A 25,253-nucleotide genomic window follows, 5' to 3' on the forward strand; every position below is an offset into this window, starting at 1 on the left:
AGAATTTATACAAAAAAGGCCATCTTTGCTAGGATGACTATTAAAAGGCTTAAAAATAAGATTATATGATGAGTTATTCTTATAGGATTTTCTCTTTTTAGTATGAGCCTAAACACAAGAGCATTTAGAACTAAAAAGACTATAAGTAGAGCTAAAAGTATCTTTATCATCAAAAGCTTTTGTAAAGGTGTGTTAAAAAAGCCAAGCTCTGAATTTAAATAAGTACTCATCATAGCTCCCCCGCTTAAAACCAAAAGTAAAAGGCATAGAGGCACTATCTTAATAGCTCTTTTCATCATAGGAGCAAAAAGTTCATCTGCCTTTTCTCCTAAGGATCTTTTAAGCACAGAAAGCAAAAAGACATCAGTAAATACAAAGCCTATAAATACTATGGCACAAAGCAGATGAAGCGTTAAAAAGTAAGGGTACATAACTTGCATTAACTTACCTTGAAGTAGGAGTGTCGTGAACTATGCTTACAGCACCGTTTATATCGCTAAGTATGGCACAAGCTGCTTCAACGCCACTTCCCATAGCACAAGCTATCATAGTAGTTACTCCAGAAGCAAGTCCAGCTACATAAATTCCATCTTTTACCATTTGTCTGCCGCTGTGCTTTAGGCAAATTTTATTTGGCTTATTCATAAGCTTATGGTCTGTTACTATGTCGCCAAGCCCTTTTATATCAAATCTTGAAGCACCGGTTGCTAGTATTATGTAATCTGATTTAAATTCCTTATCCTTTGTCTTGCTTATGAAAGCTCCTTTTTCTCCGCTTATCTCAAGCACAGTATCATCTACATAATTTACTGTTAAAAATTCAGCGATTTGCTCTCTTGTTTTTTCTAAAATTTCTTTTCCTTGTATGGCTTTTGGAAATAAAGGCACATTATAAACTGCAACAGCACTTATATCAGCTTTATTATCATCAACTATAGTTATGTCAAAGTCAAGATCTTTATTTTTAGCAGAGCCAAAAAAAAGTGCAGCACTAAGACCTGATATGCTTCCGCCAACTATGAGTATTGATTTTTTCATCGTATCTACCTTTCGTGTTAAAATTTCTTTAAATTTAAGCCTTTTCTTGCAAATGTAAGGTAAATACGATAAATTTAGTTTTAATTTTTCTTTTTGATGATGATTTCCTTATCCTTAGCGTCTATTACTATCTCATCGTCTAGTTTTAGCTCATCAGCTAAGATCATATCGCTAAGCTTATCCTCTATCATATCATAAATGGCTCTTTTTAAAGGTCTAGCACCAAAATCCACATCAAAGCCCTCATTTGCTATTAAAAGCGCAGCATCCTCGCTAAGCTCAGCTTTTATACCCTTGTTTTCAAGCGATTTTTGCAAGTCTTTAAATAAAAGCTTAACTATCTCATAAGCCTCATCCTTGCCCAAAGGATTAAAGGTAATAATATCATCTAAGCGGTTTAAAAACTCCGGCTTAAAAAAGTTTTTAAGCTCGTTTTTTATGGCTTCTTCTTGTTCTTTACCCTTTAGGTTCATAATGGCATTTGAGGCTATGTTTGAGGTTAGGATGATGATAGTGTTTTTAAAATCAACCGTAACCCCCTTGCTATCAGTTGCCCTGCCATCATCTAAAATTCCTAAAAGCACATTAAAAACATCTTTGTGAGCTTTTTCCACCTCATCAAACAAAAGCACTGAATAAGGCTTTCTTCTAACTGCTTCTGTAAGTTCGCCGCCTTCTTCGTGTCCTACATAGCCCGGAGGTGCTCCTAAAAGCCTTGATACGCTATGCTTTTCCATAAATTCACTCATATCAAATCTTATCAAAGCCTTTTCATCATCAAATAAAAACTTAGCTAAAGCCTTAGCAGACTGCGTTTTTCCAACCCCGGTAGGTCCTAAGAATAAAAAGCTGCCTATAGGTTTTTTCTCATCATTTAATCCAGCCTTGTTTCTTTTAATAGCCCTTGCAAGTGCTGATATAGCCTTTTCTTGACCCACTACGCTTTCTTTTAGATGTTTTTCAACTTCTAGGAATTTTTGCTTTTCTGAAGTTAGCATTTTTTGCACTGAAATTCCTGTCCATTTGCTAAGTATGGAGGCTACTAAATCCTCATCCACTTGATTTTTAAGCAAAACTCCTTCCTCACTCATTTTTTGCCACTTATCCTCTAGGCTTTTTAGCTCTTTTTCTATGCTTGGAATTTGTCCGTATTCTATCTCAGCAACCTTTTGAAACTCGCCCTTGCTTTTTGCTAAATTTGCCTCATTTTTAAGGCTATCTATATCTTTTTTCTTTGAATTTATCTCATTAAATACAGCCTTTTCGCTTTCAAATTTAGCATTTAAATTTACTTGTTTTTCCTTTAAATCGCTAAGTTCTTTAGCAATTTCATTTAATCTTTTTTCATTTTTTTCCTTATCTTCCATTTTCAAGGCTTCATTTTCAACCTCTAAGGTCTCTATCTCTTTTCTTGCCTTTCTTAAAGAGCTTGGCTCACTTTCTATTTGCATTTTAAGCTCAGCTGCTGCCTCATCTATTAAATCAATGGCCTTATCAGGTAAAAATCTATCACTTATATACCTTTTTGAAAGCTTTGCAGCTGCGACTAGGGCACTATCTGTAATGCTTACATTGTGATGAATTTCAAGCTTTTCTTTTATGCCTCTTAGCATAGCTAAGGCCTCATTTACATTTGGCTCAGCAACAGTTATAGGCTGAAATCTTCTTTGTAAAGCTGCATCTTTTTCAAAATATTTTCTGTATTCTTTAAGCGTTGTAGCTCCTACGGTGTGAAGCTCTCCTCTTGCAAGAGCTGGTTTTAAGATATTTGCAGCATCCATTGAGCCCTCGCTGGCTCCAGCTCCAACTATGGTGTGAATTTCATCTATGAAAAGCACTACATTTTCACTTTGTATAGCCTCATTTACCACAGCTTTTAATCTATCCTCAAATTCGCCCCTATACTTTGCACCGGCTATTAAGGCACTCATATCAAGGGCTATTATTTTTTTATTTTGCAAGGATTTTGGCACATCTTTTTTTACTATCCTTTGTGCTAGGGCTTCAACGATAGCTGTTTTTCCAACTCCTGGCTCTCCTAAAAGTATAGGATTATTCTTTGTTTTTCTTATCAAAATTTGCATAAGCCTTTGAATTTCTTCTTCTCTGCCTATGATGGGTTCTAGTTTATTTTCCCTAGCTTTTTGTGTTAAATCAACTCCAAATTTATTCAAGGCATCAAAGCTTTCATCGGCACTTTTGCTATCTATTTTTTTACCAGCTCTTATGTTTTCAAGCTCTTTTTTAAAGTCCATTAAGTCTATAAATTTGCTTAAAAGCTCTTTATACTCTTTGTTGTTTTGAAGTTGAGATATTAAAAAGGTATCAACTGATAGATAAGAATCTGCGTTTGCACTCATCAAAGCCCTAGCATTTTCTAAATCCTTTAAAAGCTCATTTGAAATTCTAATATTATCCTTGCTTACATTTGAGCTTGTGGCAAGATTTGAAATTTTGCTTTTTATTTCTAGCTCTAGGGCATCTTTTGAGATATTTTTTTTATTTAAAACTTGATTTAATAAGCTCGTGCTATCAAGGCTTAAAGCCCATAATATGTGTAAAGAAGATATTTCATTATTTTTTGAATGTATAGCTAAAGAAGCCGCACTTTCCAAAGCTTCTAGCATAGAAGTGGTTAGGTAATCTTGTATATTTGCCATAGTATTCTCCTAAAGTTTTATAGTGATGATATTATATAACTTTAGTGAGTTATTGTCAAGTTTCTTAAGTAAAAAATTTTAATATTTTAAAAAAGCATCCATAGCCTTTTTAAATTCATCTATCTTTTTTTCATTTTTATCCTCTAAGGCTTGTAAGATACAGTGGCTTAAATGCTCTTTTAATATAGCCTTAGCCGTGCTTGAAATTTCTCCTCTTACCGCGGCTAGTTGCACCACCACTTCACTACAATCCCTGCCATTTTCTATCATCCTTTTTATAGATTCTAAATGCCCTATGCTCTTACTTAGTCTGTTTATCATAGCTCTGTCGTGCCCGTGAGAGTGGGCATTTTTCTTATCTGCTTGCATTTAAGTCCTTTAAGCTTAGGTTTTTATCTTTTAACTGAAGCTCTATATTTTCAGGTAAGCTTGGGATTTCTAAGATGCTAGGATCTATCTCATCTACGGATAAATTCTCATTTTCATCAGCTAAAATTTTACCCACATCTTCTATCTCATCTATCTTTGGAATGCTTAAATTTTCATCTATTTTAAGATTATCATCCTTTTTTTTATCCTCTTTTTTGTCTTTATCATCTTTAAATTCATAGTCTTTTAAAAAGCTCTTAAGCTCTTCTATATCAAATTTTTGCACCCCTTTTAGTTTTATTATATATACTTCTTTGATGTCTATCTTGTATTTTTGTTTTATGTATCTGCTTAGACTTTGTTTAAATCTTAGCTTTCCAAGCTCTGTAAATATATCCTCATAAAAAAAGCTTGAAATTACAGTGTTTGTGGCGTCTTTTAGCTTGTTTTGCTCTAAGTTTTCTCCCTCAAATTCTAAGCTTAGCTCTATCTTTTTAAGTATATTTTTGCCTTCCTTTGAGTACAGCTCTGTCCTTAAATCCTCTATTTTAAAGCTTTGAGCTTGTATGAAAAAAAGGCTTAAAAAAAGAAAAATTAGTATCCTCATCAACTTTCCTTAGATATTTTCTTCTAGCATTATAAATTCATTTTTTTTATAAAAATCAACAACAAGTTTATCAAATTTCAAAACGCTTTCAAAATGTTTTCTAAAATTATAAGCTTTTGAATAAAACAAGATTAAATTTTGTGGATTAGTAGCTCTTGATAAAGCCACATAAAGCTGCCCTTTTTCAAATATATCATCTATATCACAGGCTAGTTTTTCTATGCTCATGCCTTGTGATTTGTGTATGGTTATAGCATAGGCTGGTTTTATGGGAAACTGCGTAAATGAGGCTAAAACAGTGTCATCTTCTTGCGTAAAATCAAGCAGGTTAAAGGTAAAGGCTTTTAGATGGATTATCTTAGAATTTGTTTTTTGAATTTCAAGCACGGTTTCGCCCTTTTTTTCAAAAATATCTAAAATAACTCCTTGTTCGCCGTTGTAGTAAGTGTCACCATCTTCGTATTTATTAGTACAAAAAATAATCTTAGCACCGATTTTTATCTTTAGTTTTTTAGGCACGGTTAGGGTATTTACCCATTTTTGATACTGCTCATAGCTTAAGTCTTTCATATCCTCTTTTGCAACAAGTTCTATAAATTCGCCTTCAATCATTGCTAATTTTCTTTCATTGATATAATCAGCCTTTTTATTTATCGCACAAAGTATGCTAAAATCGTCCAAATCATCCAAACTAACATCTTTTAACAAAAAATTAGAAAAATACTCAGCGGTTTCATCATCAAGCTTTGTGTTTCTTAGCTTTGATAGATTTTCGTAAAATTTTTTATCACTTGTTCTTTTAGGAACGCTTAAAAGCACATTTTTTAAATTTAAACTTTGCCAGGCAGGCGAAGAAAAGGCGTAATGAGACTCTATAAATATATTTTTTGTATTCTCATTTTTCACTACAGGAGGTAGCTGAAAAAAATCACCCACAAATAAAATCTTGCCCTTATACTCAAGCAACCTAAGCCTTATCATCTCAAGCAAATTTGAGCTTAGCATTGAAATTTCATCTATGATTAGCAGGTCTATTTCTTTGATTTTTTTATCAAGTTTTTTAAGCTTTTTTCTTTGCTTTTTATCAAAAATTCCCAATTCTTCTAAATTCGAGCAAAGCCCAAAGGCAAAGAAGCTGTGCACTGTTTGTCCTTTGATATTTATAGCTGAAATGGCGGTTGTGCCAAGACTTACAACTATTTTGCCTTCTTTTATATAGTCATCCTTTATAAGCTTTGTAGTGTAGGATTTGCCAACCCCAGCACCCCCACTTAAAAAGACATTGTTAGTTTTTAATAGCTCTTTGATTTTTTTAGCAGCCAAAATCAAAACTTATCCTTTATACTTTGATTTAATTATAGCATTAAGCATAAAATTTTGCTAAACTTACATTCATTTTTAAGGTTTAAGATGAGAGTGTTTGTTTTTATATTTGCTTTATTTTTTATATCTTGTTCATCTAAAGTAGAGAATTTAAACTCAAAATATGCTGATTTAAAATTCAAGCAAGACATAAATAGCTTAGTTTTTTTTGATGAAAAGATAAGTCAAAGTGCAAGTTCTTACAAGGCTAAGTTTTTTACTCCTTGGCATAGCAAGCTAAGCAAAAAAAGCTATAAGCAAAAGGATATTTTTTGGTCCTTTGCCCTTTACTTAAGTGATAGGAAGTATTATTTTTTTAACAAACAAGAAATAAGCAAGTCTTATTTTAAAAAACTTATAGACAATGCAAATGTAAAAGATTTTTTAAGCTTAAAGAAAAAGGCTATCATAACAAAAACTTCAAATTTAAAAAATCTACCAAGCAAAACAGCCATACTTTTAAATCCTTTCAAAGAGGGCGAGGGTTTGCCCTTTGATTATTCCTTAGACTCTGTTTTAAACATAGGTTCGCCTGTTTTAATATCTCATTTTACTAAGGATAAAGAATTTGCCTTTGTCTTAGCTGAAAGTGGTTTTGGCTTTGTGGAGGCTAGAAATTTAGAGCTTTTTACAGAGCAAAGGGCAAAAACTTATGAAAAGTTAAACTTTATTACTCCTATAAAGGAGAGATTTCCGGTTTTATCCTTGGATAATAACTTTGCCTTCGAGCTAAGAGTAGGTGCGATTTATCCATACTATGCCTTTGAAAATGGACATTATATAGGTAAAATTGGGGATTTAAAATACAAAATTCCAAGTTATGCGGTTTCTGCTTTTCCTCTTTCTTTAAACGATAAAAATTTAAAAATGCAGTTAAAGGAGCTTTTTGCTAGACCTTATGGCTGGGGCGGATATGATTTTGAAAGGGATTGTTCTTTATTTATCAGGGATTTGTTTGCTTCTTTTGGCTTTTATTTGCCTAGAAATTCTTACGCACAAAGTCTTGCCTTAAAAAGATTTGATATAAGCAAGTTAAGCAATTTACAAAAGCAAGATTTTATAAAAAAATACGCTAAGCCTTATACCACTTTGCTTTATCTAAGAGGGCATATAATGCTTTATGCTGGTGTTTTAAAGGGTGAAAATGTAGCCTTACATAGCATTTGGGGCATAAGAACAAAGGATGATAAAAGGCTTTTAGTGGGAAAGAGTGCCCTTACCACTCTTGATGTGGGAAAAGAATCAAGCGAGGTTGATGAAAAAGACTTGATTTTAAGCAGATTAAGTGCAATTTCTTTTTTATCTTTAAGCGAAAATGAGCTTTTGCGTATAAATGAAGCCTTAGAAAAATACCATTGAAGCTATGTATGCAAAGACAAACAGGATAAAAGATACAAAGCAAAAGCTGAAAAACACGGCTATGGAATTTATGGGAGCTCTTATGCCTTTAAGCTCCTCAAAGTCGCTAAAATACACAAAAATGCATTTCATAAAACAAAACAAAAGCAAGGATAGCAAGATTTGATATACAAAGTTAAGGTTTTTAAACAATAATATCATCAAAACAAGGGCTAAACTTAAGCCCCAAAATAAATCAAAATTAAAATAATGTATGAAAGTATCTCTTAGCCTGTAAGATTTGCCACAGTTTTTGCATTGTAAAAAGCTTGTATGCACGAAAAATATAGTTTCAAGATTTATTTTATTTATCTTTGAGTTGCACTGGGTGCAGTTTTTATAAAAACTAGCCAAGAAAATCCTTTAAAATCACCCCATCAACACCCAAAACAAAGGCTTTTTCAAGCTCTTTAAGCTCATTTAATATAAGCAAAATTTTACTATCAAATAAATAAAACTCAGCCGCCTTTGAGGCAAAAGAAGCTAAACTTTCATCATCAAGTAGGATAAAATCAGCCCCCAAAGCATTTGCTAAAAAAAGCTCATCCTTTTGCCTTACGCATATAGCCCATTTTTCCTCGCTTTTTTGCAAGAGTTTTATTAAGCTTTCATCATAAGTTTTTATGAAATTTATCTTATTTTTATGTATCTTATCTGTAAATAGGGCAAAACTTTCAGTTTTTATTAAGTGGTGTCCAAAGATTAGCATCATATCTTCCTAAATTTTAAGTTTAACATATACTCTTTTTGGTGCGTCATAGCCCTCAAAGCTTAAATTCTCATCCTTTTCATCCAAAAAATCCTCAAGCGAAAAGCCATCTATCCACTGCGTTTTTCTTTGCTCTTCTTTTGTGGTTTTGTTTTTATGTAGCACTTCAAAGCTTTTAAATCCAGCCCTTTCACACCAGTTTCTAAGTGCTAGGATAGAGGGCACAAAATAAATATTTGAAATCCTTGAGTAAGTAGATCTAGGCACAAGTGCGACCTCTTTATCATCTTCTATATACATAGTATCTAAAAATACCACTCCATTTTTATTTAATGAAGCTTTTAGCTCCTTTAGCATTTTTATAGGATCTTGCCTGTGATAAAGCACTCCAAGACAAAATATTACATCAAATTTAAACTCATAACTAGGCAAATCCTGCACTCCTAAAAGCTCAAAGTTAATATCCTTTTTTGCTAGAGCATTTATAAGGCTAAATTGTAAAAAACATCTCACACTAGGATCAAAGCCTATGAGTTTTTTAGGCTTAAATTCAAGCATCTTAAACATATAATATCCATTATTACAACCCACATCAGCTACTATCTTATTTTCAATCTCACTCATAAAGGGCTTTAAAATTTCAAATTTCATAAAGCTTTGCCACTCGCTATCTATGAAAAGTTCATTTAGTCTAAAGGGTCCCTTTCTCCAAGGTTTTAGCTTTAAGGCCAAATCTTTTACCCTCTCATCAAAGTCTTTTTTAAAGTTTAAATTTACAGATTTATCCAAGCTAAATTTAGCTTCGTTTAGCTCTTTTTTAAGTTCATTTATTTGCATTAAAAGTTTTTTTTCTTGTTCGTTCATAATTTAGCCCGTTTTTGCTTGCATTTTAGCATAAAAAATTTGCTATAATCCTTTTATTTCAAAAGGTTATTTATGCTTGATTTTATCAAATACAAAGGCTTTAAGCTTCCTATGATTTACGAGGAGGATAAGAGCTTACCTATAGTTTATGTGAAATTACTTTTTAAAAATAGCGGTCGTGCCTATGATGATGTAGCAGGCCTTTCCTCGATGTTTGCAAGGCTTTTAAATGAAGGTTGTGATGATAATTTTTTCAAAGAACTTGAGCTTAGAGCGATAAATTTAAGTGCAAGCTCTGATTTTGAAAGTTTTGAGCTTAGTATATCTTGCTTGAAAGAAAATTTGGACTTTGCTTTAAAAGCTCTTAAAAATTTGCTTTACAAACCTCGCTTTGATGAAAAGCTTTTAAATCTTTTAAAACTTACAGCCCTTGGGGAGTTAAGCAGTAGAAATAGCGACTATGACTATCTGGCAAAAAGGCTTTTGGATAAAACCGTGTATCCTTACGATGAATTTTCATCCTCAAATGATGGCGATGAGTTAAGCATTCAAAAGATTTCTTTAAAAGAGCTTAAAGATTTTCATAAAAAAAATTTGTGTTTAGAAAATTTGATTTTAAGCTTTGGTGGCGATATAAAAAAAGAACAGTTCAAAGATAGCATTTGCGTTGTTTTAGATGAGTTAAACACGGCTTCTAGTACAAAAGAAAAGAGTTTTGCTTTTGTAAATTCTAGGGATGTTTTTGAAAGCAAAAAGCAAAGCAAGCAAGCCTACATCTACTTTGCCACGCCTTTTGAGCTGGATTTTACAGATAAAGGCTATCATCTTGCAAAGATAGCCTTGTTTGTGCTTGGTGCAGGTGGCTTTGGCTCTAGGATTATGGAAGAGGTACGCGTAAAAAGAGGCCTTGCTTATAGTGCTTATGCTAGGCTTGATTGTCATAGAACTTATAAAAGGGTCTTTGGTTATTTGCAAACAAAAAATGAAAATGCCGCTTTGGCCAAGGATTTGATAAAAGAAATTTTAGCTACTTTTATAAAAGATGGCATTAGCGAATATGAGCTTACGCAGGCAAAGAATTTCTTGCTAGGCTCGTCTTGCTTGCATTATGAAAGTCTTGCAAAAAGGCTAGATGTGGCCTTAAGCGAATTTTACAAAGGTCTTAAAATAGGCCATTTAAAAGAAGAATTAAAACTCATAGAAAAAACAAATTTAAAGGATTTAAATTCCTTTTTAAAAGAGCAAGAAAAGTTAAGTAAAGTAGTTTTTGCAAGTGTTTTGAATGCAAATTGACAAAAAAGACTTAGAGCTTTTAACAAGGCTGAAGCTTAAAAATATCATAGATTTGGCTCTTTTTTTGCCTAAAAAGATTGAAAATTACACTCTTAGCAGTAAGCCAAGTGAGAATTTTTGCACTCAAGAAGTGCTCATAAAATCCATACGAACAAACCAAAGTTCAAGAACGCTAAGCGGCGTAGGATACTGTGAGGCTTGGGGGATTGATGTTGCTTTTGTTTTTTTTAATCCTAGCAAATGGCACTACGCACTTTTAAAGCCAAATTCTAAGCATAATTTTTACGCTAAATTAAGCCTTTTTAATGGATTATACAGCTTTCAAAACCCAAAAATTCTTTCAAAGACAAACTACTTTTGCCCCAAATATCAAATTCAAGGCGTAAAAGATGAAAAAATAGCTTCTTTAATAAAAAGCTACATAAATGAAAATAGCTTAAAAGCCTTTGATTTTTTAGAGCAAAAACATATAAATTTGATACTAAATTTGCATAAATACGACGAACACTCGGTTTTTATCTTAGAAAATTTAGAGCAGTTTAAAAATGAGCTTAAATTTATAGAAATAGCGAATTTTTTATCAAGATTAAGAAAGAAAAAACAAGTTTTTAAAAGCTATGAAATAGAGCTTTTTGACATAGCTAAGTGGCTTGAAAATTTGCCCTTTAAGCCAACTTTAGATCAGCAAAATGCCATAGCTGACATCAAAAAGGATTTAAGCTCTAATGAGGCTAAAAGACGCATTATAATGGGTGATGTTGGCTGTGGCAAGAGCTTAGTTATCTTAGCAGCAGCTTTAATGGTCTATCCAAAACAAGCTATTTTAATGTCTCCAACCACTATCTTAGCTAAGCAGTTGTATGAGCAAGCACAACAGCTTCTACCAAGCTTTATGGATATACTTTTCTTAAAGGGCGGAAAAAAGGAAAAAAACCTTGATGAAAGACTTAAAAAGGCAAATTTAGTGATAGGCACTCAGGCACTCATTCATCTTGAAAAACATAATGCCGTGCTTGTGATGATAGATGAGCAACACCGCTTTGGCTCAAAGCAAAGACAAAAGATAAATGACTTGGCCAAAGCTGAGGGACAAAGCCCGCATTTCTTGCAATTTTCAGCTACGCCTATACCAAGAACCCTATCTATGCTACAATCAGAGCTTATTTCATTTTCATTTATAAAGCAAATGCCTTTTAAAAAGGACATTCAAACCATATGCTTAAAAGAAGAGAATTTCAAAGAGCTTGAATCTGCGATAAAAAAAGAGCTTAGCGAGGGCAAGCAAGTGGCTATAATTTATCCTTTGGTGGAAAAAAGTGAGGCTTTGAATTATCTTTCCTTAAATGAGGCTAAAAATTATTGGCTTTCTAGATATGAGGATGTTTTTGTAGTGCATGGCAAAGATAAGGAAAAAGATGAAATTTTAGAAGAGTTCGCAAAAAATGGCAAAATTTTACTAGCTACAACGGTGATAGAGGTTGGAATTTCTTTGCCAAGGCTTAGTACTATAGTTATAGTTGGTGCTGAAAGATTAGGCCTTGCTACGCTTCATCAGCTAAGAGGTAGGGTCGGTAGAGTAGGGCTTAAGTCTTATTGTTATCTTTATACGAAATTAAAAGAACTTCCGCAAAGATTGCTTGATTTTTCAAAAACTCTTGATGGCTTTAAGATAGCAGAGCTTGACCTTAAAAACCGCCTTAGCGGAGATTTGCTTGATGGATCTTTTCAACACGGAAATGAGTTTAAGTTTTTTGACTTTGCAAATGATGAGGAAATATTAAAACAAGCCAAGCAAAAATTAGGCTAGGGTTTTAAACCCTAGCTTTTAAGGAGATTGAGTTAGTTTTACTTTTAAAAATCAGCTCTTATCGTAAGCCAATAATTTCTGCTTGGTAAAATTCTTTGATAGACTTGATTAAGGCTGGTTCCTACTAAGTCATATCTTGTGAAATTTGTGTTGAAGAGATTGTTTATCATGGCACCTACTGTTATGCCGTTAGAAAAGGTATAATTAGCGCCCAAATCAACCACATGAGTATCCTCAAAATATGCCTCATTTGCAGCAGAAGCCCTGTGAGTGTTTGCTGTTGTGGTTTTCATCTTGCCAACCCATCTTAGATAAGTATCAAAGTTTTGTCCCTTGTAAGAAATTTTACTTGAGGCATTGTGTCTTGGTATGTCGTTTAAAGGCTTGCCTTTGTTAGCACCTGAAAGCTGTTCTGTTTCTGTAAAGGCGTAATTTATGTCTAAAAATATGCCTCTTGGTATGAAGCTTGTGAATAAAGGCTTTGATTTTATGCCAAGTTCCACACCAGCAGACTTTGCAGAATCTACATTTGAGTAGGTAACACAAGAGGCGTTGTTACATATTCCGTGTCCTGGCACATCCACACTATTGGTATAAGAAGTTGATTTTATAGCATCATTAAAAGAGGTGTAAAAGCCTGTTACGGAGATATTGGCCACTTGCGTGTCTATTATGGTGCTTACTTCATAGTTCCAAGTTGTCTCTGGTTTTAAATCAGGATTTCCATAAGACATTTCATCTGTAGTTATGCTTTCATTATCAACCCTATATGTTAAATTTGGAGTTTGAAAGCCGTTTGCAACTCCTAGCTTAAAGGTTAGCCACTCGGTAGGATAGATGTTAAAATAAAGCCTTGGAGAAAAATTTGTGCCGTAAGTTTGAACCTGATTTACTCTAAGGCCTGCGGTTGTTGAAAAGTATTCATTTATAAAATACTCACCCTCACCAAAGATAGCTGCTTGATACATGCCTGTAGTTTGATGAGGTGCGTTTCTGTTCATCAGCTTTTCCCACTGAAAATAAGGCCCTAAATTTAAGATAAGCGATGAGGAATTACCAAAATCAAAATTTGTTTTAAAATTCGTGCCATAAGCAAAGAATTGATTTTCCACAAGCCCTTTTCTACTAGGCTTACCGGCATTACCTCCAACCGGTACATCTACATGAGGCACACGGCTTGAGTTAAAATACTGAAAATAGTTATTAAAAATACCAAAATCATAATTTCCATCGTGATTTAAGACAAATTGCCATCTATGATGGTCTCTTATCGAGGTTACAGAATTTCTTGAGGTGTTTAAAGAACCAAATCTTTGAAAGGCATAATCCACATCAAAATAAAAATTATTCGCATCATCTGCTTTGTAATTTAACCTATAACCAAATGATGAGTTTTTAAAGCCTGTTGGGCTGTGGCTTGTGTAAGGATTGCCATTAGCTGAGGGAGCTGCACCAAAATCAGAGCGTAAAAACTCATTTGCCTCGCCAAACATATACTTACCTCTAAAATTTATAGATAATTGTTCATCAAGCGGGGCAAAGACATTGAAATTTAAACCATAGTGATTTCCCCAATTAGAGCTTTCTTGCAACCTTGTTTCTATGCCTATGCTGCCTGTGACTTTATCTGCGTGTTTTTTGGTGATGATGTTTATAACCCCGCCCATAGCAGAGCTTCCATAAACCAAAGACGCAGGGCCTCTAATGACCTCTACTCTTTCTATCATGCTAGCAGGAGGCAAAAAGCCAGATGTTGCGTCAAAACCGTTTCCATCAAAGCCTCTAGACATATTTACTCTTTTTCCATCCACAAGTATGAGAGTGTATGCAGAGCTTAGACCACGCATTTGTATATCTTGTGAACCTGTTTTTGAAACGGAGGTGCTAACGCCCGGAACTTCCTGGACTATGTCTCCTAAATCTCTTATAGGTCTATTCATAATTTCATCCGAAGTTATGATAGATATGCTAGCTGGAGCTTGTTTTATCTCTTGTTCATAACCTGAGGCAGAAATGACGGTTTCGCCTAAAACATGACTTTCTGTTAGCTCATCAGCCAAGGCATTGCTGCAAAAAAGCAAGCTTGTGGCACAAATGGATAATTTTAATCCTTTTAGTTTTTTCATTAAATTTACACTCCTTAATAATTAATATAATTGTTATCATAATTATTAAAAATCATGTTTTAAATTCAGCTTAAAAATGAGTAAAATTGTGTTTTTTTTTTTTTTTGATTTTTAGAAAATGACTATTTTATAGGCATTATATGAATGTGTGTATTATTGCTAGTGTTAAATTTGGTATAAAATATTTATAAATATTGATAAAGAATTTAAGAATTAAATTTTATTTATAAAGAACTGTTAAAATTTCTTAAAACAGGAAAGGCAAGCTATGAAATACGACACTATAAACAAGGAAGCCATAGATAAACTCATGGAAATTTTTTATGAGAAAATAAGAATTGATGAGAATTTAGGCAAGATTTTTAACGCTAAAATAGGCACAAGCAATGAGGCTTGGAAAGAACACAAGGAAAAAATTTCAAATTTTTGGCAAGGCATGCTTTTAGGGCAAGGTGATTATAACGGCCAACCTCTAAAAGCTCACATGGACTTAGAGCCTTTTCCTAAAGAATTTTTTGATATATGGTTAAAGCTTTTTGAGGATAGTTTAAATTCTATATTTAACGAGGAAATGAAGGCTGTTATACTTCAAAGGGCAAATATGATAGCTACAAATTTCAAAAGAGTGCTTTATGCTTAGCAACTTGGCATAAAGCTAGATTTTAAACTTTTTCCAAATATAAAAAAAGCCCTACTAGGGCTTAGTCTTTCTTTATTAAAATTTCTTCCTCTTAGCATCCTCTAGTATGTCATTAGCTATAGAGCTAACACTATCTGATATTGAGGCTGAGTTATTAGCTATTCTTACATTATCTCTTGTAACACTTTCTATCTGTGCTACAGCATCATTGATTTGAGTTATGCCTGTTGTTTGTTCTTTAATGCTTTCAGCCATATCATTTATACTTTGAACTAATAAATTTATATTAGCCTCTATCTCACTTAAAGATTTTTGAGTTTTTTCTAGCTAATTGTCTTACCTCATCAGCAACAACAGCAAAGCCTCGTCCATGTTCACCTGCACGAGCAGCTTCAATAGCAGCATTTAATGCTAGTAGATTTATTTGTTCTGCTATATCTCCTATGATATTTGTTATGCTTTTTATTTCCTCACTTTGTGCTATAACATCTGTTGTTTTGGATGAAACATTTTGCATACTTGAAGTGATTTCTTCTAATGCTGCTGCACTTTCTTCTAAAGATGAGGCTTGAGACTTTGATGAGTTTTGTAGTTCTTGCACTGCTTCTTGTAGTTTTGTGCTATCAGATACTAAGGAATTTGCAAAGTCATTTGATTGTTTTAGCATCTTAACTATTTCTTTACCTAAGGTATTTGCTGTTACTTCAACATTACCCTTAGCATTTGCTATTTCTGTTGTGAAATCAAGTGCTTTATAACTATCAAATACTCTTCTAATCTCATTCATATTAGAACCAATCTTTTCTTGTAAGACATCAAGCATTTTATTTAAAACATTTTTTAGTTCTATTAATTGAGGATTTTTAGGATTAGCACTAATTCTTGCTGTTAAATCACCATTTTCTACAAGATGAACTGTATTAACACTTTGAGATACTGCTTGTTTATCTTGTTCTAAACCTAATCTAGTGTTTTCAATGTTTAAATTTATAGCCTTTGCTATTTGGCCAAATTCATCATTGCTTTTTATGTGTATAGGAGTTATTGTTTGTTTTTTGTGATTTAAGAAATCAAAGAAGTTGTTTAGGCCTTGTTGGATAGCCTGCAAAGGTCTTATGCTTCTTGCGATGATAATTCTTACTATTAAAAGTGATATAAGCAAAGATACAATTCCAACTATAGCTGATGATACGAGTTGTTTTTTAACCTCATTTTCATACACTGAAGCTTGAGTTACCGAACAAGCTTTATATGAAGGATTTATGGTATTGTGACACATTATGGCTTGTTCTATGCCATTATCATCTACTTCATAAAAGATATAATCTGTATGTTCTGGGTCTAAAATTCTAGGTTCTACTTTTACGGCCTCAGCTATTGCTTGAGATAATTTATCTTTTTGAAGCATTTTTTTCTCATCCATATGAAACATTATGGAGCCGTCATTAACATTCACAACAAAAGAATCTGTCGAGGCTGATTTTCCAAAATTTAAAACCCCGTGAGAATATACAGTCAAATCAAAATCACCTGCCACAACGCCATAAAATTTGCCATCTTTTATCAAAGGGGCCGAGTAAGTCATTTCGAATTTACCTGATGTATTTGATAAATAAGGTTCAGAAACTACCAATTCCCCCTTTTCTTTAGCGGCTTTATACCAAGGTCTATTTAATGTGTCATAACCGCCTTGCTTATTTCTTTATATTTCCATTTGAGTAGTAGTTATTGCCATTATGTTCAAGTGCTATGTAAGCTATCGAGTAGCCAGCACTTTCTTTGAGCATTTTGGCTAGTTCGATTAAATCCTTTTCATTGTAGCTGTCTATATTTTGCGATAAAATCTCAGCAGCCTTTCTCATAGCATTTCTTTTAACATCTGCATAAATATCATAAGCACGAGATACATCCTCAACTGTCTTATTTTGCACCGCTGATAGGTGTTGATAAACTGTGGCTTTTGCGTTTTGATACATAACTAAGGTTATTGCTGTTAAGATTATTAAAAATAATAAAGCAATAAATAGAGTAAGCTTTGAGCTGACTGAAGTTTTCATAATGTATTTCTCCTTAAATGTGGAAATTTCTTAAGTTTATTGTTATAAAATTTGAAGCATTATAACAATTTTTTTATTAATAAAATATTTTTTTAATAATTTAAGATAAGAACGGTTAAAATCCTAAAAATCACTAAAATTTTAGGATGTTAAATTTGCCTCTCTTTTATCAAGTCTAAGCCTTAGACATATCTAACATCTTCTTTTTTTCTTTAAAAGCTTTCTTAAAGCTTTCCCTTTTGTCCATTTATAGAGTGTAAAAAAGTATAATCTATCTCTATACTTTTTTCATTTTTTACGCATTCTGCTAGTCTTTGTAAAATAACAGAAAAATCTTTAAATAAATAATTAGCCAAAGAGCCTGGATTTGGATTTATCTCATTTAAATACACCTCATTATCTAGCACGAAAAAATCACATCTTATTAAAGCACCCTTAAAGCAAGGATCATAAATTTTAACAAAGGCTTCTTTTAATTTTTCTTTAAGCTCATCTTTTAAATCAGCCTCCTTAGCCTCTGTGCTTGAGCTAAAAGAAAGATATTTTTGCTCAAAGTCTAAAAGCTCATTTTTCTTAGGCTCTTCTATGATAGAAAAAATCATCTCATCTTTAATCTTACAGCCTGCTAGGTTGTATTCTTTAACATTTTCTATAAAATCTTCTATTAAAATTTCATCATCAAATTCAAAGGCTAAATCCTTAGCATACTCAAATTCTTCTTTATTTTTAGCCACTGCTAAACCTATGCTACTTCCTAGCCTTAAAGCCTTTAAGATACAAGGATATTTTGGCTCTTTATACTGCTTATCACTTTTTTTTAAGATAGTATAAGGTAGGGTTTTAACTCCAACTTTTTTAGCATAAAGCTTTGTTAGCTCTTTATTATAAGAAAGCACAGAAGCTTCAAGTCTTGGACCTATGTATCTTATATTAAAAAACTCCATTAAGGCAGCTATTTTTCCATCTTCTCCGTCTTTGCCGTGTATTAAATTTATATACACATCTGCATCTAGTAATTTTTCTTTTAATAAGCTTTTTTCATAGAAGCCGCCCTGTTTTAAAAAAACTTGTTTTTCATCCTTGTAAGCACCTGAAGAAAAGGTTTTTGCATTCATTTTGTTTGGATTTATTAGATAAAAATTTCGCTCTTTATCACAAAAAACAAAGCTTAATTTTCCTCTAAAAACCTTTTTTAAAACTATGGCAGAAACTATACTTATCTCGTGCTCGTAAGAATTTCCACCAAAAATAAGACCAAAGTTCATATTTTTTCCTTTAAGATAGTTTTTTTAAAGCTTCTTTTATAAGAGTGCTAAGCTCTTTTGACTCACAAGTAGCAAGTGTTTGCAAGATTTTATCTTGCTTAAAGCCCAAAGATAGCAGTGCGGCTAGGGCTTGAGAATTTAGCTCATCACCCTGTGCTAAATTTAGCTTCTTATCGCCAAGCTCGATAATTATGCGTTTAGCACTTTTAGCGCCAATTCCAGGTACTTTTTTAAGGACGCTTTCATCGTTTGAACCTAAAGCCTTGTAAAAATCATTTACAGTAAGTGTGGAGCAAACGGCCATAGCGGTGCTTGTGCCAACTCCATTTACTTTAAGCAAGGATTCAAACATTATTTGTTCGTTTTTATCCAAAAAGCCAAAAAATTTATTAGAATCCTCTTTTATGATTTGTGTGATTAAAAGCTCCGTTTTTGAGCCAAGATTTAGCGATGAGGAGCAAAATAAAGATACAAAAACCCCGTAAGATACGCCACTAGTACATTTTATAACAACAAAGGTTGGTTCTTTTTTGCTTATCACACCTTCTATAGCAACTACCACTTAGTATCCTTTTCATCAAATTCATTTTTATGCACGATTTTTGGCTTTGCATTATCATCTAAGTCTTTTTCAAGCATTAATAATTTGATATTGTCATTAGCGCGCGTAGAATAAAGTATAGTTGAGTTTGGATAAATAAATTTAAATTTAATCTCATTCATGTCAGTCCATTTGCCATCTTTGTTTATCAGCTTTGCTTCAAATAAACTTTCTTGCAACTTAGCAAGCTCCGCGATAATATCTTTTGCTTCTAGTTTTAAGTCAGCTTCTTCTTTTACCAAGGCTTGAACTTCCTTGCTTGAGCTTTGATAATCCCTAACAATTTGCAAGAAATTCATAGGAATTTTTTGTCCCTGAGATTTTAAATAATCAATTTGTTTTATAATCTTTTCCACAGCTATCTTGCTAGAACTCATATCGCTTTGTAAAGAATGAATTATGTTTGGTATCTTTTCTATCCTTGTTTTGATTTCGAGCAATCTTTTTTCATAATCCTTATCTTTTTGCTGTATGCTTACTAAGAATTTGTTATTTGTTCCCTCGCAGCGCTCTATGACAACTGTTTGCGTAAAAATTATGTTGTTATTGCTTGATATGGACATGATTAAGGCCTTGTTAGCTTCTACTGTTGAACCTAAGGTTTTTTTAATCTTTGCCGTGTCGGCCTTTACATAGGCATTTTCCAAAACATCTATATCTGCTATATTGCTTTGCAAGTGTCCTTTGTGCAGGGATATATAGGCATTTTCAGCCTCAATCGAACTTTTGCTGTGGGTTTGCCCATAGATTTTTAAATTCTTTGCTTTTATGTTTGTGTTGCCGGCTATATTGCCTGTTATATGGACATTTTCGCATTCTATATAAACGCCAGAACCAACAGCTTCATCAATTTGCGAGGCGTTTTTTATGTTTAAACTCACTCCTGTATCAAGCCCGGCGTAAATTATGCCCGTGTCTTTAAAATTTACTGATGATAAATTAAGCTCGGTTTCTATATCAAATTTACCAGCTGTTTCGCTTATAAAACCGCTTTTTTTGGCTATATATTCATCGATTTGACTTTGTTCTAAAGGATTAGTTTTTTGTTTTAACTCGAAATTTTCGGAGCAAGAAAAGTCTATTTTATTTTCCTTTGGCTCTCTAGCTTCTATAAAAGAAAGCTTTAAATTTCGTCCCTTTCTTGACTTGCCCGGTTTTATGTGCTTAAAGGCCAATTCTCCTTCTTTTATGCCTATTATGCTTACTTTATTTACTCCGTGTGCCTTTCTTGCCTTATCTTGATAGGCAAATATAAGCTTTTCTTGCTCAGCAGAAACTGTTTTCACGCCCTTTGCTATGAGAATTTTTACCTTTTTTTGTTTTAATTTATTATCTTTAAATTTGGACAAGATGTTTATTAGTTTGTTTTTAAAATCAAAAATTCTAATGCTTAAAAAAAAGCCCTCTTTAATCATCTTTTTATACACATCTTGCAAAATTTCCACGGCTAAAGAAGTGTTAAAGTTTAGCTCGCTTAAGTCTAGGCAAAGAATTAAGCTGCTTATGTCTTTATTTGTTTGCAATGAAATGCTTGAGCTAAGTTTTGATGAGGCTTCGTTTAGCTCGGTGATTTTGATTTTATAGCTTTGATGAAGCTCTAACTTTTCGTTTAAAAATAGCTCATCATCATCAAAGATACTTAATTCCTTTTCGCTTATTTGCTTGCTTTCGCCTTCTAAAGTGTAAGTGGTTGAAAAACCAAGTATTGTAAAATCAAGCTTTGAAAGCTCTTTTCCTGTGTTAGCACTGAATTTTAAAAGCTCTTCATAAGGGTTTGTAGTAACAACGATGTCTTGCATTTTTACCCCCTTACATAAAAGTTTGTCTATTTTAACAAATTTTCGTTAGAATAAAAAGTTTTTTTGAGGAGATTATGAAAAAGAATATAATATTTAAAAACTTCATAGTAAATTCTTTAGGAATTTTATTTTCCCGCGTTTTAGGACTTGCAAGGGATGTCATTTTAGCCTTATTTTTAGGTGCAGGGCTTTATAGTGATGTCTTTTTTGTGGCACTTAAAATGCCAGCTTTTTTCAGACGAATTTTTGCAGAAGGAGCTTTCAATCAAAGCTTTTTGCCAAATTTCAGTGCTGCGAAAAAAAAGGGAGCTTTTACGATAACAGTTTTACTGCATTTTACTGTTATAGTTTTTTTATTCTGTCTTTTAGTTAGTTTTTTTGCTGAATTTTTTACAAAGATTTTTGCCTTTGGTTTTAATGCCCAGACCTTAGCCATAGCCGCTCCTTTGGTTGCCATAAATTTTTGGTATTTGTTTTTTATTTTTTTGGTTACCTTGCTAAGTGCTTTGCTAAATTATGAACATAAGTTTTTTGTGAGTTCTTTTTCAAGCTCTTTTTTTAATCTTTGCATAGTTTTGTGCGCCTTTTTTGTGGAGAAAAATGACGCTTATAATAACCTTTATTATTTTTCTTACGCCATAGTTTTAAGCGGCTTAGCCCAGCTTATATGGCATTTGCTAGCCTTAAAAAATAATAAAGTTATAAAGGCCATGTGTTTAAGCGTGAAATTTAAGCGTTATAAGGTGAAATTAAAAAGATTTTACTCAAATTTCTTTCAAGGAATTTTAGGCTCATCAGCAACGCAGCTAAGCTCTTTGATAGATACTACCATAGCTTCATTTTTAATTACTGGTTCTATATCTTATCTTTATTACGCAAATAGAATTTTCCAGCTTCCCCTAGCACTTTTTGCTATAGCTTTAACTCAGGTTTCTTTTCCAAAAATTTTAAAGCATTTGAAAAATGACGAAGAGGATATGGCTTTATTGTTTATGCGAAGAGCACTTGCATCACTAAGCATTATCTTGCTTTTATCAAGCATAGTGGGCATAGTTTTTGCAAAAGAAATCACGCAGCTTTTGTTTGAAAGGGGTGAATTTAGTAGCAAGGATACCGAGCTTACGGCCTATGTTTTAATGGCTTATATGCTAGGTTTGCTTCCTTTTGGTTTGCAAAAAATCCTTTCTTTATGGCTTTATGCGAAATTTAAGCAAAAAATAGCCGCGATAATAGCCTTTAAGTCTTTGTTAATAGCCACTGTTTTTGCTATAGCTTGTGTGTTTTTGATTAAAGATGAGGAATTTAAGGTTTTAGCAGTGGCACTTAGCTCATCAATAAGTGCGATTTACTTGCTTTTAGCAAATATCAAAGAATTTGGCTTTAAAAAATTTATAAATCTTTTTTCCTTAAAGGAAGTATTTTTAGCTATTATTTTTCTTGTTATTTTTACTGTGTTTTTGGTAGAGATTAAAGATGTTTTCGTGAATTTTCTAATCTCTTCTTTTATTTTTATTAAGGATTATTTTTGAGATTAAGCGACAGTGTTACTAAGAATAAAATAGAGCTGGATAAAAAAGAAGTTAGCATTTACTTGTGCGGGCCTACTGTTTATGATTACGCACATTTAGGGCACGCAAGGTCTGCTTTGTGCGTTGATTTGCTCGTAAGGGTTTTGAAAAATAGCGGTTTTAAGGTTTTATTTGCTAGAAATTATACTGATATAGATGATAAAATTTTACAAAAAATGCAAGATAGCAAACTAAGCCTAACAGAGCTTACAACTTACTATATAAACGCTTATGAAAACGATATGAAAGCCTTAAATGTTTTAGAACCAAGCTTTAAACCAAAGGCTACGCAGTATATAAAGGAAATGATTGCTTTTATAGAAAATCTTAGTGCTAAATCTTTTACTTACAAGCTTGATGATGGAATTTATCTTGATACTAGTAAGGAAAATATTTATTTTCATCTCATAAAAAGAGACTTAAGCGAGGCGCAAAGTAGGCTGGAAAAACAGTCTCTTAAAAGAAATGACAGCGATTTTGTTTTGTGGAAATTTGATGATGAATTTTATGAAGCTTCTTTTGGCAAGGGAAGGCCTGGCTGGCACACAGAATGTGTTGCTATGATAGAAAGCATTTTTAAAGATGGTGTTGATATACACTGTGGCGGGATTGATTTGTTATTTCCGCATCATGAAAATGAAAATGCACAGTGCCGCTGTCTAAAAGATAAAAACCTAGCTAAAATTTGGTTTCATAATGGCTTTGTAAATATAGACGGAGAAAAAATGAGCAAAAGCCTAAATAACAGCTTTTTCGTGAAAGACTGCTTAAAGGATGTTCCTGCCGAGGCTTTGAGATTTTATCTTTTATCTTCGCACTATAGGGCTCATTTTAACTACAGTGTTAGCGATTTAAAGGCTTCAAAAAAGAGGCTTGATAAATTTTATAGACTTAAAAAAAGGCTAAATTTAGCTGAATTTAATGACTTGCAAGAGGATTTAAAAGAGCTTAAAACCAAGCTTGCAAAGGATATCTTAGTCGCTTTAAGTGATGATTTAAATATATCTAAAGCCCTATCCTTGCTGGATGAGTTTATAAATGAGGCAAATTTAAGGCTTGATAAAGAGGCGAAAAATAAAGAATTTAAAGAGCTTTGTAAAGAGAGCTTAAGGGAAAGTGCTTTAATCTTTGGCTTTGGTTTTTTAGAGCCTTTTTCTTACTTTCAATTTGGCTTAGATGATGAGCAAAAAGCTTACATTAAGGAGCAAATTTCATTAAGAGCTAAGGCAAAAGAGGAGAAAAATTATGCTCTAGCGGACGAGATAAGACTCAAGCTTTTAGAGCAAAATATAGCCTTAATGGACACCGCTAACGGCGTTATGTGGGAAAAGATAGATGAGTAAGCAAAAAAGTATGAATTTAAAGGATGTGCTTGTAAGATTTAAGCCTTTTTATAAAAAATACACGTGGTATTTTGTGCTAGCTATGTTTGGCATGCTTTTAGCGGCTGCTGGAACTAGCGGAAGTGCTTATATGGTAGACCCCATCTTAAAAAAGATTTTCGTAGAAAAAGATGAGACCATGCTTTACATAATGCCTTTAGGCGTTATAGCTATTTATTTTTTAAAAAATTTAGGACTTTATACACAAAGTTATTTTATTTCATACATAGGCGCAAATATCTTAAAAGAGCTAAGAGCTAAGGTGCTTGAAAACATACTAAGGCTTGACATGGCTTTCTTTCATAAGTATAGAAGCGGAGAGCTTATGAGCCGCTGCACAGGCGATATAGGAGCCTTACAAAGCATAGTTTCAAACATAATCCCTGAATTTTTAAGAGACCTTATAACTGTTATAGGGCTTTTATCGGTGGTGATTTATCAAAGTCCAAAACTTGCTTTTTTCGCTCTTGTGGTAATTCCTTTTTCGCTTTTAATTTTGACAGTTTTTGCAAGAAAGCTTAAAAAACTCGGCAAAAGGTCGCAGGAAAAAGGTGCTGATTTGATGTCAAGACTAAGTGAAATTTTTTCAAATTTAGAGCTTATAAAAGCAGATAATACTCAAAAAAAAGAGCTTGATAAATTTAATATCCAAAACAATGAATTAGCAAAAATTTCTATAAAAAATGCAAGGATAGATTCTCTTGTAAGTCCTATAATGGATATTTTTGGTTCTGTTGGCATAGCGGCTGTTATCATGATAGGAGGCGCTGAGGTTATAAGAGGAGAGCTAGAGATAAATTCCTTTTTTAGCTTTTTAACAGCACTTTTCATGGCTTACACTCCTGTAAAAAAGATAAGCTCAGCCTACGCAAAGCTTCAAGTAGCAGTAGCAGCTAGCGAAAGAACCTTTTATCTACTTGATTTAAAGCCTAGCATAAAAGATGGTGTAAAAAAACTAGAAAAGATAGATGAGATAAGGTTTAAAAATGTGCATTTTGAGTATGTAGAAAAAAAGCCGGTTTTAAATGGTGTAAATTTTGACTTTAAAAAAGGAGAAATTTTAGCCTTAGTAGGGGCTAGTGGAGGCGGGAAATCCTCTATCATAAATCTTTTAATGCGTTTTTACGATAAAAAAAGTGGCGAAATTTTGCTAAATGATGATGACATAAATTCCTACACTCTAGCAAGTCTAAGACTGAAAATAGCCTTAGTTACCCAAAATATCTACCTTTTCAACGAAAGCATAGCTGATAATGTAGCCTATTCGCAAGACTTTGACGAAGACAAGGTTATAAGAGCTTTAAAAGAGGCAAACGCCTATGATTTTGTAGAAAATATGGGCGGAATTTACAGCATCATAAAAGAGCACGGCAAAAATTTAAGCGGAGGGCAAAGACAAAGAATAGCTATAGCAAGGGCCTTATACAAAAAGCCTGATTTGCTTATATTTGACGAGGCTACCTCAGCGCTTGATAATGAAAGCGAAAAGGCCATAACAAAGACTATCGAAGAGCTTAAAAAAGAGCATTTGATCTTGCTTGTAGCTCACCGCTTAAGCACTATAGAAAATGCAGATAAAATAGTCGTTTTAGACGAAGGACAGGTTCTAGACATTGGCACAGATAAGGAGCTTATGCAAAGATGCGAGCTTTATCAAAAATTTAAAACAAAAGATAAAAATATGGATTTTTAAGTTAAAATAAGCTTT

Annotated in this window: 22 protein-coding genes and 2 pseudogenes; 7 read left to right on the forward strand and 17 right to left on the reverse strand. The window is 33.0% G+C overall.

Annotation, left to right across the window (positions count from 1 at the left end; translation table 11 throughout):
* Positions 1-5: 5 nt before the first annotated feature.
* From CAV_RS03130 to CAV_RS03155, 6 genes are all read right to left on the reverse strand, one after another.
* On the reverse strand, positions 6-440 hold the full coding sequence (locus tag CAV_RS03130) for a copper resistance protein CopD (protein WP_094325059.1): 435 nt from the start codon (positions 438-440) through the stop codon (positions 6-8).
* Between the two features lie 4 nt (positions 441-444).
* Positions 445-1,038: an FAD-dependent oxidoreductase gene (locus tag CAV_RS03135; protein WP_094325060.1), complete on the reverse strand. Its 594-nt coding sequence runs from the start codon at positions 1,036-1,038 to the stop codon at positions 445-447.
* 80 nt (positions 1,039-1,118) lie between these two features.
* On the reverse strand, positions 1,119-3,698 hold the full coding sequence (locus tag CAV_RS03140) for an ATP-dependent Clp protease ATP-binding subunit (protein WP_094325061.1): 2,580 nt from the start codon (positions 3,696-3,698) through the stop codon (positions 1,119-1,121).
* 78 nt (positions 3,699-3,776) lie between these two features.
* A complete protein-coding gene (locus CAV_RS03145; RefSeq protein WP_094325062.1) occupies positions 3,777-4,067 on the reverse strand; it encodes a metal-sensing transcriptional repressor in 291 nt (96 codons plus the stop codon).
* Positions 4,054-4,674 carry a hypothetical protein gene (locus tag CAV_RS03150; protein WP_094325063.1) on the reverse strand — a complete coding sequence of 207 codons (621 nt, stop codon included), beginning with the start codon at positions 4,672-4,674 and terminating at the stop codon, positions 4,054-4,056. Before CAV_RS03150 ends, CAV_RS03145 begins: the two co-directional genes overlap by 14 nt.
* A gap of 9 nt (positions 4,675-4,683) precedes the next feature.
* Complete coding sequence (locus CAV_RS03155; protein WP_094325534.1) at positions 4,684-5,997, reverse strand: ATP-dependent DNA helicase; 1,314 nt, start codon at positions 5,995-5,997, stop codon at positions 4,684-4,686.
* A gap of 87 nt (positions 5,998-6,084) precedes the next feature.
* Here CAV_RS03155 and CAV_RS03160 point away from each other — a divergent pair, with 87 nt between their 5' ends.
* A complete protein-coding gene (locus tag CAV_RS03160) occupies positions 6,085-7,395 on the forward strand; it encodes an SH3 domain-containing C40 family peptidase (RefSeq protein WP_094325064.1) in 1,311 nt (436 codons plus the stop codon).
* Here CAV_RS03160 and CAV_RS03165 read toward each other — a convergent pair.
* From CAV_RS03165 to cmoB, 3 genes are read right to left on the reverse strand one after another with little or no spacing between them, the layout of a single operon-like run.
* Positions 7,378-7,788: a hypothetical protein gene (locus CAV_RS03165; protein WP_094325065.1), complete on the reverse strand. Its 411-nt coding sequence runs from the start codon at positions 7,786-7,788 to the stop codon at positions 7,378-7,380. The two genes, CAV_RS03160 and CAV_RS03165, sit on opposite strands and share 18 nt — an antisense overlap.
* Positions 7,781-8,143: a hypothetical protein gene (locus tag CAV_RS03170; protein WP_094325066.1), complete on the reverse strand. Its 363-nt coding sequence runs from the start codon at positions 8,141-8,143 to the stop codon at positions 7,781-7,783. Before CAV_RS03170 ends, CAV_RS03165 begins: the two co-directional genes overlap by 8 nt.
* A gap of 9 nt (positions 8,144-8,152) precedes the next feature.
* Positions 8,153-9,007, reverse strand: coding sequence for a tRNA 5-methoxyuridine(34)/uridine 5-oxyacetic acid(34) synthase CmoB (gene cmoB, locus CAV_RS03175; RefSeq protein ID WP_094325067.1), 855 nt, complete (start codon positions 9,005-9,007; stop codon positions 8,153-8,155).
* A gap of 72 nt (positions 9,008-9,079) precedes the next feature.
* On the opposite strand from cmoB, the gene CAV_RS03180 reads away from it, so the two are divergent.
* Together CAV_RS03180 and recG are read left to right on the forward strand one after the other, a co-directional pair.
* Positions 9,080-10,300, forward strand: coding sequence for a M16 family metallopeptidase (locus tag CAV_RS03180; RefSeq protein WP_094325068.1), 1,221 nt, complete (start codon positions 9,080-9,082; stop codon positions 10,298-10,300).
* Positions 10,290-12,107, forward strand: coding sequence for an ATP-dependent DNA helicase RecG (gene recG / locus CAV_RS03185; protein ID WP_094325069.1), 1,818 nt, complete (start codon positions 10,290-10,292; stop codon positions 12,105-12,107). Before CAV_RS03180 ends, recG begins: the two co-directional genes overlap by 11 nt.
* A 44-nt stretch (positions 12,108-12,151) precedes the next feature.
* Here the strand turns inward: recG and CAV_RS03190 are convergent, their stop codons facing one another.
* Complete coding sequence (locus tag CAV_RS03190; RefSeq protein ID WP_094325070.1) at positions 12,152-14,233, reverse strand: TonB-dependent receptor domain-containing protein; 2,082 nt, start codon at positions 14,231-14,233, stop codon at positions 12,152-12,154.
* A gap of 268 nt (positions 14,234-14,501) precedes the next feature.
* On the opposite strand from CAV_RS03190, the gene CAV_RS03195 reads away from it, so the two are divergent.
* Positions 14,502-14,873 carry a group III truncated hemoglobin gene (locus CAV_RS03195; protein ID WP_094325071.1) on the forward strand — a complete coding sequence of 124 codons (372 nt, stop codon included), beginning with the start codon at positions 14,502-14,504 and terminating at the stop codon, positions 14,871-14,873.
* A 75-nt stretch (positions 14,874-14,948) separates the two neighbouring features.
* Here the strand turns inward: CAV_RS03195 and CAV_RS09310 are convergent, their stop codons facing one another.
* The 7 genes and pseudogenes from CAV_RS09310 to CAV_RS03220 all read right to left on the reverse strand — a co-directional run bounded on the left by CAV_RS09310 (position 14,949) and on the right by CAV_RS03220 (position 20,595).
* Entirely contained in the window at positions 14,949-15,128 is a 180-nt protein-coding gene (locus CAV_RS09310) for a hypothetical protein (protein WP_425426158.1), read from the reverse strand.
* Between the two features lie 32 nt (positions 15,129-15,160).
* Positions 15,161-16,458 (reverse strand): annotated as a pseudogene (locus CAV_RS09250) (methyl-accepting chemotaxis protein); the annotation flags it as partial.
* Positions 16,447-16,506 (reverse strand): annotated as a pseudogene (locus CAV_RS09315) (hypothetical protein); the annotation flags it as partial. The pseudogenes CAV_RS09315 and CAV_RS09250, both read right to left, overlap by 12 nt.
* A 61-nt stretch (positions 16,507-16,567) precedes the next feature.
* Entirely contained in the window at positions 16,568-16,930 is a 363-nt protein-coding gene (locus tag CAV_RS09255; RefSeq protein ID WP_094752811.1) for a hypothetical protein, read from the reverse strand.
* 224 nt (positions 16,931-17,154) lie between these two features.
* Positions 17,155-18,195: a D-alanine--D-alanine ligase gene (locus tag CAV_RS03210; protein ID WP_094325073.1), complete on the reverse strand. Its 1,041-nt coding sequence runs from the start codon at positions 18,193-18,195 to the stop codon at positions 17,155-17,157.
* 10 nt (positions 18,196-18,205) lie between these two features.
* A complete protein-coding gene (gene ruvA / locus CAV_RS03215) occupies positions 18,206-18,757 on the reverse strand; it encodes a Holliday junction branch migration protein RuvA (protein WP_094325074.1) in 552 nt (183 codons plus the stop codon).
* Positions 18,751-20,595 (reverse strand): flagellar assembly protein A, encoded by a 1,845-nt coding sequence (locus CAV_RS03220; RefSeq protein ID WP_094325075.1) that lies wholly within the window; start codon positions 20,593-20,595, stop codon positions 18,751-18,753. The genes ruvA and CAV_RS03220 overlap by 7 nt, the downstream gene beginning before the upstream one ends.
* 74 nt (positions 20,596-20,669) lie before the next feature.
* Here CAV_RS03220 and murJ point away from each other — a divergent pair, with 74 nt between their 5' ends.
* From murJ to CAV_RS03235, 3 genes are read left to right on the forward strand one after another with little or no spacing between them, the layout of a single operon-like run.
* A complete protein-coding gene (gene murJ / locus CAV_RS03225; protein ID WP_094325076.1) occupies positions 20,670-22,124 on the forward strand; it encodes a murein biosynthesis integral membrane protein MurJ in 1,455 nt (484 codons plus the stop codon).
* Positions 22,121-23,506 (forward strand): cysteine--tRNA ligase, encoded by a 1,386-nt coding sequence (gene cysS, locus CAV_RS03230; protein WP_094325077.1) that lies wholly within the window; start codon positions 22,121-22,123, stop codon positions 23,504-23,506. The genes murJ and cysS overlap by 4 nt, the downstream gene beginning before the upstream one ends.
* Positions 23,499-25,238: an ABC transporter ATP-binding protein gene (locus CAV_RS03235; protein WP_245807430.1), complete on the forward strand. Its 1,740-nt coding sequence runs from the start codon at positions 23,499-23,501 to the stop codon at positions 25,236-25,238. Before cysS ends, CAV_RS03235 begins: the two co-directional genes overlap by 8 nt.
* Positions 25,239-25,253 lie beyond the last annotated feature (15 nt).

This window comes from Campylobacter avium LMG 24591, from assembly GCF_002238335.1.
GTDB lineage: Bacteria > Campylobacterota > Campylobacteria > Campylobacterales > Campylobacteraceae > Campylobacter_D > Campylobacter_D avium.

Excerpts from the sequence above, each read along its gene's own strand:
- CAV_RS03130 (WP_094325059.1), bottom strand. The coding sequence starts at position 440 with ATGCAAGTTATGTACCCTTACTTTTTAACGCTTCATCTGCTTTGTGCC.
- cmoB (WP_094325067.1), bottom strand. The coding sequence starts at position 9,007 with ATGAACGAACAAGAAAAAAAACTTTTAATGCAAATAAATGAACTTAAA.
- CAV_RS03210 (WP_094325073.1), bottom strand. The coding sequence starts at position 18,195 with ATGAACTTTGGTCTTATTTTTGGTGGAAATTCTTACGAGCACGAGATA.
- CAV_RS03190 (WP_094325070.1), bottom strand. The coding sequence starts at position 14,233 with ATGAAAAAACTAAAAGGATTAAAATTATCCATTTGTGCCACAAGCTTG.
- CAV_RS03135 (WP_094325060.1), bottom strand. The coding sequence starts at position 1,038 with ATGAAAAAATCAATACTCATAGTTGGCGGAAGCATATCAGGTCTTAGT.
- recG (WP_094325069.1), top strand. The coding sequence starts at position 10,290 with ATGCAAATTGACAAAAAAGACTTAGAGCTTTTAACAAGGCTGAAGCTT.
- murJ (WP_094325076.1), top strand. The coding sequence starts at position 20,670 with ATGAAAAAGAATATAATATTTAAAAACTTCATAGTAAATTCTTTAGGA.
- CAV_RS03170 (WP_094325066.1), bottom strand. The coding sequence starts at position 8,143 with ATGCTAATCTTTGGACACCACTTAATAAAAACTGAAAGTTTTGCCCTA.
- CAV_RS03160 (WP_094325064.1), top strand. The coding sequence starts at position 6,085 with ATGAGAGTGTTTGTTTTTATATTTGCTTTATTTTTTATATCTTGTTCA.
- CAV_RS03220 (WP_094325075.1), bottom strand. The coding sequence starts at position 20,595 with ATGCAAGACATCGTTGTTACTACAAACCCTTATGAAGAGCTTTTAAAA.
- CAV_RS03180 (WP_094325068.1), top strand. The coding sequence starts at position 9,080 with ATGCTTGATTTTATCAAATACAAAGGCTTTAAGCTTCCTATGATTTAC.
- CAV_RS09310 (WP_425426158.1), bottom strand. The coding sequence starts at position 15,128 with ATGGCTGAAAGCATTAAAGAACAAACAACAGGCATAACTCAAATCAAT.
- CAV_RS03195 (WP_094325071.1), top strand. The coding sequence starts at position 14,502 with ATGAAATACGACACTATAAACAAGGAAGCCATAGATAAACTCATGGAA.
- CAV_RS03235 (WP_245807430.1), top strand. The coding sequence starts at position 23,499 with ATGAGTAAGCAAAAAAGTATGAATTTAAAGGATGTGCTTGTAAGATTT.
- CAV_RS03150 (WP_094325063.1), bottom strand. The coding sequence starts at position 4,674 with ATGAGGATACTAATTTTTCTTTTTTTAAGCCTTTTTTTCATACAAGCT.
- CAV_RS03145 (WP_094325062.1), bottom strand. The coding sequence starts at position 4,067 with ATGCAAGCAGATAAGAAAAATGCCCACTCTCACGGGCACGACAGAGCT.
- CAV_RS03140 (WP_094325061.1), bottom strand. The coding sequence starts at position 3,698 with ATGGCAAATATACAAGATTACCTAACCACTTCTATGCTAGAAGCTTTG.
- CAV_RS09255 (WP_094752811.1), bottom strand. The coding sequence starts at position 16,930 with ATGAAAACTTCAGTCAGCTCAAAGCTTACTCTATTTATTGCTTTATTA.